The organism is Streptomyces silaceus, assembly GCF_001419745.1.
GTDB classification, from domain to species: domain Bacteria; phylum Actinomycetota; class Actinomycetes; order Streptomycetales; family Streptomycetaceae; genus Streptomyces; species Streptomyces silaceus.
Genome location: NZ_LIRJ01000619.1, coordinates 508 through 2,464, shown reverse-complemented (window position 1 = coordinate 2,464; position 1,957 = coordinate 508). Strand labels below are relative to the sequence as shown.

Here is a 1,957-nt window from a genome sequence, read left to right as displayed (position 1 = left end):
CCCTCGCCGCCGACCGCGGCGCCACGATCCTCGTCTCCTCCCACGTCATGGACGAGGCGGAACGCTGCCACCGCCTCCTCCTCATGCGCGAGGGCGAACTCCTCGCGGACGACACCCCCGACGCCCTGCGCACCCGCACCCACTCCGACACCGTCGAAGAGGCCTTCCTCCACCTCGTCGACCAGGCCACCGAAACCTCCAGCCCGGCCAGGAGCCCCCGATGAGCGCCTACCGCACCTTCGCCACCGCGTCCCGCGTCCTGCGACAGCTCCGCCACGACCCGCGCTCCATCGCGCTGATGCTCCTGGTCCCCTGCGTGATGCTGCTCCTGCTCCGCTACGTCTTCGACGGCAGCCCGCGCACCTTCGACTCCATCGGCGCCTCGCTGCTCGGCATCTTCCCCCTCATCACGATGTTCCTGGTGACCTCGATCGCCACCCTCCGCGAACGCACCTCCGGCACCCTCGAACGCCTCCTCGCCATGCCCCTCGCCAAAGGCGACCTCATCGCCGGATACGCCCTCGCCTTCGGCGCCCTCGCCGTCATCCAGTCGGTCCTCGCCACCGGCCTCGCCCTGTGGGCCCTCGGCCTCGACGTCACCGGCTCCGCATGGCTGCTCCTCCTGGTCGCCCTGCTCGACGCCCTCCTCGGCACCGCGCTCGGCCTCTTCGTCTCGGCCTTCGCCGCCTCCGAATTCCAGGCCGTCCAGTTCATGCCGGCGGTGATCTTCCCGCAGCTCCTGCTCTGCGGACTGTTCGCACCGCGCTCCGACATGCAGCCGGTCCTGGAGTCGATCTCCGACGTCCTCCCCATGTCGTATGCCGTCGACGGCATGAACGAAGTCCTCCGCCACCCCGACATCACCGGCGCCTTCGTGCGCGACGCCGTCATCGTCGCGGCCTGCGCGGTGCTGGTGCTGTGCCTCGGCGCCGCCACCCTCCGCCGCCGCACGGCGTGACCGACGGCCCGCCCCGCGCCCGCCGACCCGAAGTCCGCCCACCGGACAGCCCCGCTGCCCCTGGAATCCCAGTGCGAGGATGGCCTCCGAACGACGCATCCCCGGAGGCCCCCGCTCATGAGCAGCAAGACGAGCCAGAAAGTCGCAGTCCTCGGCACCGGAAAGATCGGTGAAGCCCTGCTCAGCGGCATGATCCGCGGCGGCTGGGCGCCGAGCGACCTCGTGGTCACCACCCGTCGCCAGGAGCGCGCCGACGAGCTCCGCACCCGCTATGGCGTCACGCCCGTCAGCAACGCCGAGGCCGCCAAGCAGGCCGACACCCTGATCCTCGCCTGCAAGCCGCAGGACATGACCAAGCTGCTCGACGAGCTCGCCCCGCACGTCACCGCCGACCGCCTGATCATCAGCGCCGCCGCGGGCATCACCACCGCCTTCATCGAGGAACGCCTGCCCGAGGGCACCCCGGTCGTCCGCGTCATGCCGAACACTCCCGTCCTCGTCGACGAGGGCATGTCCGTCATCTCGGCCGGCAGCCACGCATCCGCCGCCGCGCTGAGCCACGCCGAGGACATCTTCGGCGCCGTCGGCAAGACGCTCCGCGTCCCCGAGACCCAGCAGGACGCCTGCACCGCGCTGTCCGGGTCGGGCCCCGCCTACTTCTATTTCCTGGTCGAGGCCATGACCGACGCGGGCATCCTGCTCGGCCTGCCCCGCGACAAGGCCCACGACCTGATCGTCCAGGCGGCGATCGGCGCGTCCGTCATGCTCCGCGACAGCGGCGAACACCCGGTGAAGCTCCGCGAGAACGTCACCTCTCCCGCGGGCACGACGATCAACGCCATCCGCGAGCTGGAGAACCACGGGGTGCGCGCGGCACTGATCGCGGCCCTTGAAGCGGCCCGCGACCGCAGCCGCGAGCTGGCGTCCGGCAACAACGGCTGACGCCACAACAGCGGACGCGAGAACGACAGCCGCGAGAAAGACGGACGCGGCAAAGAC

2 protein-coding genes and 1 pseudogene are annotated in these 1,957 nt (G+C 71.0%); all 3 read left to right on the top strand.

What is annotated here, in order from left to right:
• Window positions 1-224 (top strand): annotated as a pseudogene (locus AOK22_RS37825) (ABC transporter ATP-binding protein); the annotation flags it as partial.
• Window positions 221-958 carry an ABC transporter permease gene (locus AOK22_RS37820; RefSeq protein ID WP_055703178.1) on the top strand — a complete coding sequence of 246 codons (738 nt, stop codon included), beginning with the start codon at window positions 221-223 and terminating at the stop codon, window positions 956-958. The pseudogene AOK22_RS37825 and the gene AOK22_RS37820, both read left to right, overlap by 4 nt.
• Window positions 959-1,075: 117 nt before the next feature.
• Window positions 1,076-1,900, top strand: a complete 825-nt coding sequence (gene proC, locus AOK22_RS37815) for a pyrroline-5-carboxylate reductase (RefSeq protein WP_055703177.1) — start codon at window positions 1,076-1,078, stop codon at window positions 1,898-1,900.
• Window positions 1,901-1,957: the final 57 nt, after the last annotated feature.